This window comes from Microbacterium sp. B19, from assembly GCF_000333395.1.
Lineage (GTDB): Bacteria > Actinomycetota > Actinomycetes > Actinomycetales > Microbacteriaceae > Microbacterium.
On sequence record NZ_BADA01000121.1, the window covers coordinates 1 to 8,272 of the forward strand.

6 protein-coding genes and 1 pseudogene are annotated in these 8,272 nt (G+C 69.7%); 6 read left to right on the top strand and 1 reads right to left on the bottom strand.

Features of this window, described 5'->3' with window-relative positions; genetic code table 11:
• The 3 genes from mmsA to I5G_RS04685 all read left to right on the top strand — a co-directional run.
• A partial coding sequence (gene mmsA, locus I5G_RS04675) for a CoA-acylating methylmalonate-semialdehyde dehydrogenase (protein ID WP_022878020.1) occupies positions 1 to 1,150 on the top strand: 1,150 nt, incomplete at its 5' end.
• A gap of 28 nt (positions 1,151 to 1,178) precedes the next feature.
• Entirely contained in the window at positions 1,179 to 2,540 is a 1,362-nt protein-coding gene (locus tag I5G_RS04680) for an aspartate aminotransferase family protein (RefSeq protein WP_022878021.1), read from the top strand.
• Complete coding sequence (locus tag I5G_RS04685; protein ID WP_022878022.1) at positions 2,537 to 3,961, top strand: aminobutyraldehyde dehydrogenase; 1,425 nt, start codon at positions 2,537 to 2,539, stop codon at positions 3,959 to 3,961. Before I5G_RS04680 ends, I5G_RS04685 begins: the two co-directional genes overlap by 4 nt.
• A gap of 6 nt (positions 3,962 to 3,967) precedes the next feature.
• Here the strand turns inward: I5G_RS04685 and I5G_RS20650 are convergent, their stop codons facing one another.
• Positions 3,968 to 4,693, bottom strand: a complete 726-nt coding sequence (locus I5G_RS20650; RefSeq protein WP_022878023.1) for a HEAT repeat domain-containing protein — start codon at positions 4,691 to 4,693, stop codon at positions 3,968 to 3,970.
• A gap of 167 nt (positions 4,694 to 4,860) precedes the next feature.
• Between I5G_RS20650 and I5G_RS04695 the strand changes: the two genes are divergently transcribed.
• The 3 genes and pseudogenes from I5G_RS04695 to I5G_RS04705 all read left to right on the top strand — a co-directional run.
• On the top strand, positions 4,861 to 5,331 hold the full coding sequence (locus I5G_RS04695; RefSeq protein ID WP_022878024.1) for an Lrp/AsnC family transcriptional regulator: 471 nt from the start codon (positions 4,861 to 4,863) through the stop codon (positions 5,329 to 5,331).
• Positions 5,328 to 6,718 (top strand): annotated as a pseudogene (locus I5G_RS20655) (aspartate aminotransferase family protein). Before I5G_RS04695 ends, I5G_RS20655 begins: the two are co-directional and overlap by 4 nt.
• A gap of 216 nt (positions 6,719 to 6,934) precedes the next feature.
• The coding region (locus I5G_RS04705) for an APC family permease (RefSeq protein WP_036326301.1) at positions 6,935 to 8,272 on the top strand (1,338 nt) is incomplete at its 3' end.

Consider the following 8,272-nt stretch of genomic DNA (forward strand, 5'->3'; position numbering starts at 1 on the left):
CCTCGTGCACCTCCTCAAGGGCGAGCACGCCGAGCAGGTCAGCCGCGGTGTCGACGTCCACTCCGTGAAGCAGCCCGTCGGTGTCGTCGCGGCGATCACGCCGTTCAACTTCCCCGTCATGGTGCCGCTGTGGATGACCGCCTCGGCGATCGCGTGCGGCAACACGGTCGTCCTCAAGCCGAGCGAGAAGGACCCGTCCGCGTCGCTCTTCCTCGCGAAGCTGTTCGAAGAGGCCGGGCTCCCCGCCGGCGTCCTCAACGTCGTGCACGGCGACAAGGTCGCGGTCGACGCACTGCTGGACTCCCCCGACGTCCGCGCGGTGAGCTTCGTCGGTTCCACCCCGATCGCGAAGTCGATCTACTCGCGCGCCGCCGAGAACGGCAAGCGTGTGCAGGCCCTCGGCGGGGCCAAGAACCACATGGTCGTCATGCCCGACGCCGACCTGGACTCCGCGGCCGACGCCGCCGTCTCGGCCGCGTACGGCTCCGCCGGCGAGCGCTGCATGGCCGTGTCGGTGCTCGTGGCCGTCGGCGACGATGTCGCCGACGCGCTCGTCGAGAAGGTGGCATCCCGTATCGAGGGTCTGAAGATCGGCCCCGGAACGGATGCCACGAGCGAGATGGGTCCGCTCATCACGCGCGAGCACCGCGACAAGGTCGCCTCGTACGTCACGGGAGCGGCGGCCGAGGGCGCCGAGGTCGTCGTCGACGGCACGACGCAGCAGTTCGAGGGCGACGGCTTCTTCACCGGCGTCTCGCTCGTGGACCGCGTCGCCCCGGGCATGAAGGTGTACGACGACGAGATCTTCGGACCCGTGCTCTCGGTCGTCCGCGTGAAGACCTACGACGAGGCCGTGGAGCTCATCAACTCCAGCCCCTTCGCCAACGGCACCGCGGTGTTCACGCGCGACGGCGGCACGGCCCGCCAGTTCGAGTTCGACATCGAGGTCGGTATGGTCGGCGTCAACGTGCCGATCCCGGTCCCGGTCGGCGCGTTCTCGTTCGGCGGCTGGCGCAACTCGCTGTTCGGCGACTCGCACATCTACGGGCCGGAGTCGATCCACTTCTACACCCGCAGCAAGGTCGTCACCACGCGCTGGCCCGACCCGAGCGAGAGCCAGATCAGCCTCGGCTTCCCCAGCAACCACTGACCGCACGGCATCCGGAAAGGAACGCATCATGACGCTCACCTCCCCCGACCTCGCCGCCGACGCGCAGGTCCGCGCCGACGACCGCGCGCACGTCTTCCACTCCTGGAGCGCCCAGGCGCTCATCGACCCGCTGCCCATCGCCGGCGGCGAGGGCTCGACGTTCTGGGACTACGCCGGCAACAGCTACGTCGACTTCTCGTCGCAGCTGGTGAACCTGAACCTCGGGCACCAGCACCCCGACCTCGTCGCGGCGATCCAGCGGCAGGCGGGCGAACTCGCCACGATCCAGCCCGCGATGGCGAACGGCACGCGCGGCGAGCTCGCGCGGCTCATCGCCGAGGTGGCGCCCGAGGGCTTCTCGAAGGTGTTCTTCACCAACGGCGGAGCGGATGCCAACGAGAACGCGGTCCGCATGGCGCGCCTGGTCACGGGCAAGCGCAAGGTGCTCGCGATGTACCGCAGCTACCACGGCAACACCTCCACGGCGATCACCCTCACCGGTGACCCGCGGCGCTGGGCGAACGAGCCCGCGGACGCCTCCGTCGTGCACTTCTTCGGCCCGTACGCGTACCGCTCGGCGTTCCACTCGGCCTCCGAGGAGGAGGAGACCGCCCGCGCGCTCGAGCACCTCGAGCAGACGATCATCCTCGAGGGCGCCTCGACGATCGGCGCGATCATCCTGGAGACCGTCGTCGGCACCAACGGCGTGCTCGTGCCGCCGCCCGGCTACCTCCCGGGCGTCCGCGCGCTGTGCGACAAGTACGGCATCGTCTACATCGCCGACGAGGTCATGGTCGGCTTCGGGCGCATCGGCGAGTGGTTCGCCGTCGACGCGTTCGACGTGGTCCCCGATCTCATCACCTTCGCGAAGGGCGTGAACTCCGGTTACGTGCCGCTCGGTGGAGTGGTGATCTCGGATGCCATCGCCCACCACTTCGACACCGTGACCTTCCCTGGCGGCCTGACCTACTCGGGCCACCCGCTCGCGTGCGCACCCGGCATCGCCACGTTCGAGGTGTTCCGTCGCGACGGGATCCTCGAGCGCGTGCGCGACTTGGGCGAGCGCGTCGTCGGTCCGCGCCTGCGCGAGATGGCCGAGAAGCACCCGTCGGTCGGCGAGGTCCGCGGCCGCGGCCTCTTCTGGGCGATCGAACTCGTGCGCGACCGCGAGACGCGCGAACCGCTCGTGCCGTTCAACGCCGCCGGAGCGGACGCCGCCCCGATGGCCGCTTTCGCCGCGGCGTGCAAGAAGGCCGGACTGTGGCCGTTCACGCACTTCAACCGCGTGCACGTCGCCCCGCCGCTGGTGATCACGGAGGAGGAGCTCGTCCGCGGCCTCGACATCATCGACGAGGCCCTGTCCGTCGCCGACGAGGCGGCCGCGGCGTGAAGACGCTGACGAACCTGGTCGACGGCGTCCTCACGCCGTCGACCGGGCGGCTCCTCGACCTCGTGAGCCCCGTGACGGGCGAGGTGTACGCCCAGGCCCCGTGCTCGACCGAGGAGGAGGTGGATGCCGCTTTCCAGGCGGCATCCCGAGCCTTCGCGTCGTGGCGGCTGACGACTCCGGCCGCGCGCCAGCTCGCGCTCTTCCGCCTCGCCGACGCGCTCGCCGACCACGCCGAGGAGTTCGCCGACCTGGAGTCCGAGGACACCGGGAAGCCCCGCGCGACGCTCGTCGCCGACGAGATCGACCAGTCGGTCGACCAGCTGCGCTTCTTCGCCGGCGCCGCGCGCGACCTCGATGGACGCGCGGCCGCGGAGTACGCCGAAGGGTTCACGTCCTACGTGCGCCGCGAGCCCATCGGTGTCGTGGCGCAGGTGACGCCGTGGAACTACCCGCTCAACATGGCGATCTGGAAGATCGCGCCGGCGATCGCCGCGGGGAACACCGTCGTGCTGAAGCCCAGCGAGACGACGCCGCAGACGACCCTGCGACTCGCCGAACTCGCCGCGGAGATCCTGCCGGCGGGGGTGTTCAACGTCGTCCTCGGCGACCGCGAGACCGGCCGGGCGCTCGTGGAGCACCCCACCCCGCAGCTCGTCGCGATCACCGGGTCGGTGCGCGCGGGCATGCAGGTCGCCGAGTCGGCGGCTCGGCAGGTCAAGCGCGTGCACCTCGAGCTCGGTGGCAAGGCGCCCGCGATCGTCTTCCCGGATGCCGATCTGGACGCCGCGACCGCGGGGATCGCGCAGGCGGCGTTCTTCAACGCCGGGCAGGACTGTACGGCGGCGACCCGCGTCCTCGTGCACGCGTCGCTGCACGACGAGCTCGTGGAGCGTCTGGTGGCGTACGTCGCGGAGAGCGTGAAGGTGGGCGCGCCGGACGACCCCGACGCGTTCTTCGGCCCGGTGAACAACCCCGACCAGCTCGCCCGCGTCCAGGGCTTCGTCGACCGCCTCCCGCCGCACGCGCGCGTCGCGACCGGCGGACACCGCGTCGGCGACACCGGCTGCTTCTTCGCGCCCACGATCGTCACGGGCCTCCGCCAGGACGACGACCTGGTGCAGCAGGAGGTGTTCGGTCCGGTCCTCGCGGTGCAGGCGTTCGAGGAGGATGCCGAGGCGCTCGAGATGGCGAACGGCGTGCCGTACGCGCTCGCGGCATCCGTCTGGACCCGGGAACACGGCCGCGCGCTGCGCTTCAGCCGCGATCTCGACTTCGGCTGCGTGTGGATCAACGCCCACATCCCGTTCGTCTCGGACATGCCGCACGGCGGGTTCAAGCACTCGGGCTACGGCAAGGACCTCTCGGTCTACGGCTTCGAGGACTACACGCGCATCAAGCACGTGATGTCGAGCCTGGCCTGACACGGGTCAGTCGCCGGGCGCCCCCGTCTCCCCGGGGGCGTCCGGCGTCGGCTGCTCCGCGTCCGGGCCAGCGGCCGGTCCCGTCGGCGCGTTGCGCTGGGCGTTCACACGCCGCGCGTGGTCGACCGCACCCTCGAAACCGGCATCCGGATCGTCCATCAGCGCCCGCGTCGCGAGGGCGTGCACCCGGACCGCTTCGTCGTCGGACTCCGCCGCCGCGTCGATCGCGGCCCGCGCCTCCTCGCCGATCATGACGAACGCGCGGCTGAGGCTGCGGCGCGTCTCGATGTCGCCCTGGCCGAGGTGGTGCGCGAGCGCGTCGGCGAGCGCCGCCCGCTCGGCATCCGGGACGAGTCCCGCCGCCGCCCGCCACGCCGCGCGCGCCACGGCGGTCTCCTCGTCGTGCAGGAGGGCGGGCGTGATCGCGGCCCACGTGGTCGGGTCGCCGATCTTCGACAGGGTGTGCAGGCCCTGGCTGCGGGCCTGAGGGAAGGGCGAACCCAGTTCGGGCAGGATCGCGGCGATGACGAGTGCGGGGTCGTGCCGCGTGAGCGCCCACGTGAGCATGTCGCGGACGAAGAAGTCGGGTTCCACCGCGCAGCGATCGACCAGCACGGCGATGAAGGCGTCGTTCGGGCGGGTCCCGGCATCCATCGCCGCGCGCAGGCGCAGCGACGCGTCGTCCCGCTCCAGGGCAGCCCGAAGACCCGCCCTGATGTCACCGTCGGCCATGCGCGGCCCTCCCCTTCGTCGCCCGCCCAGCTTGGCACGCGGTGGGACGACCGGCCCCGTTCGGCACCGAAAGGCCCAGGAACGACGGTTTCCGCGGTGTTACACCTGAATAAGTCTCGATTTCATCATTGAGTAACCGGCACGAGCGCTGATACCGTCGCCACATCATGAGCATCTCCGCGGAACGGCGTCCGGTCCTCGACAGCGTGTCGAAGGCCATCGTCGAGCAGCTGCAGGAAGACGGCCGCCGCTCGTACGCCGAGATCGGCAAGGCCGTGGGTCTCAGCGAGACGGCGACTCGGCAGCGAGTGCAGAAGCTGCAGGACGCCGGCGTCCTGCAGATCGTCGCCGTCACCGACCCCCTGCAGCTCGGCTTCGCGCGGCAGGCGATGATCGGGGTCCGGGTGTCGGGAGACACCCGCGTGATCGCGGCCGAGATGGCCGAACTGCCGGGCGTGATCTACGTCGTCTCCACGGCCGGTTCCTTCGATCTCCTCGTCGAGGTCGTCTGCGAGAGCGACGACGACCTCATCGACCTGCTCAACGACCGCATCCGGTCGCTGCCCGACGTGGTCGCGACCGAGACGTTCGTGTACTTGAAACTCCACCGACAGCTCTACAACTGGGGAACGCGATGACGCTTCACGAAATCGACCTGCAGTCCGACCTCCAGACGAAGGCGCGCGATCACCTCTGGATGCACTTCGCGCGCCAGTCCGTCATGACCGAGGGCCCGGGCGTCCCCATCATCGTCAAGGGCGAGGGGCATCACATCTGGGATGCCGCCGGCAAGCGCTACATCGACGGCCTCGCGGGCCTCTTCGTCGTCAACGCGGGCCACGGGCGCCGCCGGATCGCCCAGGCCGCCGCGAAGCAGGCCGAGGAGCTGGCGTTCTTCCCGCTGTGGTCGTACGCGCACCCCGCGGCGATCGAACTGGCCGACCGCATCGCGCACCTCGCCCCCGGCGACCTGAACCACGTGTTCTTCTCCACCGGCGGCGGCGAGGCCGTCGAGACCGCGTTCAAGCTCGCCAAGCAGTACTGGAAGACGCAGGGGAAGCCCACCAAGCACAAGGTGATCTCCCGCGCCATCGCGTACCACGGCACCACCCAGGGCGCCCTCGCCATCACCGGGCTCCCCGTGATGAAGCACATGTTCGAACCGGTCACCCCGGGCGGCTTCCGCGTCCCCAACACGAACTACTACCGCGCCGCGGAGTCCGGCTTCGGCGGAGGGACGCCCGAGGAGTTCGGGCTGTGGGCGGCCGACCGCATCGAGCAGATGATCCAGTTCGAGGGTCCCGAGACCGTGGCCGCGGTGTTCCTGGAGCCCGTGCAGAACGCCGGCGGCTGCTTCCCCGCCCCGGCCGGGTACTTCCAGCGGGTGCGCGAGATCTGCGACAAGTACGACGTGCTGCTCGTCAGCGACGAGGTCATCTGCGCCTTCGGCCGCCTCGGCTACTACTTCGGCGCGGAGGCGTACGGCTACCAGCCCGACATGATCACGTTCGCCAAGGCCGTGACCAGCGGGTACTCGCCGCTCGGCGGCACGATCGTGAGCGACCGCGTGTACGAGCCGTTCGCGCACGGCGACGCCTCGTTCCCGCACGGCTACACGTTCGGCGGCCACCCGGTCTCGTCCGCCGTCGCGATGGAGAACCTCGACGGTTCGAGGAGGAGGGGCGTTCGAGACGTCCCGTACGAACTCCCCCGTCTTCGCTTGACCGCTCGAGAAGCTCCTCGCCTCCCGATCGTCGGCGACGTGCGCGGCGACGGGACTTCTTGGGCATCGAACTCGTCAAGGACAAGGTCACCAAGGAGACCTTCGACGACGACGAGTCCGAGCGGCTGCTGCGCGGCTTCCTCTCGAAGGCGCTGTACGACGCCGGCCTGTACTGCCGTGCCGACGACCGCGGCGACCCCGTGATCCAGCTCGCTCCGCCGCTCACCATCGGTCCGTCGGAATTCGACGAGATCGAACAGATCCTCCGCTCCGTCCTCACCGAGGCCTGGACGCGCCTCTGACCCGGAGCGGATGCCACCCCACCCCGGTGGCATCCGCTCCCGCCCCACCCGCTCCCGAACGGAGCGGTGCACCGCCGCACCACCCCGACAACCACTCGCCCGGTCGGATCCACCCGATTCCGACCCTCCCTCCTAGGAGAAGCCACGAACGAGAACATCGGCGCCGCCGTGGCGCCCCCGTCCAGCTCGGGAGCCAAGCTCGCCCGCACCCTCGGCCTGTGGTCGATCGTGGGGCTCGGCCTGGGGTACATGACCCCGACCGTCGTCTTCGACACCTTCGGCCTCGTCGCCGACAAGACCAACAACGTCGTCCCCGCCGCGTATGCGCTCGCCCTCGTGGTGCTCGTCTTCACCGCCATCAGCTACGGCAAGATGGTGCGCGTCATCCCGAGCGCCGGCTCCGCGTACACCTACGCGCGCGAGTCGATCCACCCGGGCGTCGGCTTCGTCGTCGGGTGGACCGCCCTCATCGACTACATGCTCCTGCCGATGGTGAACGCGCTCATTCTGCGCAGCTACATGGAGGCGTTGTTCCCCGACGTCCCGGGCTGGATCTGGGTCGTCGTCTTCACGGCGGGCGTCACCGGCGTCATCTACCTGACGATGCGCGGGACGTCGAACGTCAACATGATCCTGCTGGTCTTCTCGATCCTCGTGATGACCGTCTTCGTGGTCATGGTGATCGTGCAGCTCGTCGGCGGTGCCGGCGCCGGGACGCCCGTGTCCCTCGCGCCCTTCGCCCACAGCGACGTGCAGTTCGGCGCGGTCCTGGCCGGCGCCACGGTCGTGTGCTTTTCCTTCATCGGATTCGACGCGGTGTCGATGTACTCCGAGGAGGCCAAGACGCCGAAGATCATGCCGCGCGCGATCCTCTTCACGCTCATCGCCGGTGGCGTCATCTTCCTCGTCGCGGCGTACTTCACGCAGCTGCGGTTCCCCGACTCGACGGCCTTCCCCCAGGAGGCGATCGAGGACAGCACGCTGCCCGAGATCGGCGTCCAGGTGGGCGGCCCCGTGCTGCAGGCCGTGCTGACCGCCGCCGGCTTCGCGGCGACGCTCGCCTCGTGGCTGGCCTCGCACGCCTCGGTCTCGCGCATGCTCATGGTGATGGGCCGGAACAACGTGCTCCCCCGCCGGATCTTCGGGTTCATCAACCCGAAGACGCACACCCCGACGATCTCGATCATCATCGTCGGCGTCGTGAGCCTGCTCGCCATCGCGTTCACGCTGGAACAGATCTCCGCGTACATCAACTACGGCGCGCTCATCGCGTTCACGTTCGTGAACATCTCGGTGATCGCGTGGTTCGCGATCCGCAAGGGCCTGCGCAAGACGCCGGGCGACATCTTCCGCTACATCGTGATGCCCGCGATCGGCATGCTGCTCACGGGTCTGCTGTGGGTGAACCTCGACGCGCACGCGCTGATCGGCGGTCTCATCTGGACCAGCATCGGCGTGGTGTACCTGATCGTCCTGACGCGCGGGTTCAAGCGGCCGATCGCCTCGTTCGATGAGAACCAGCCCGTCACCGGCGTGAACAAGACCGTCCCGGGC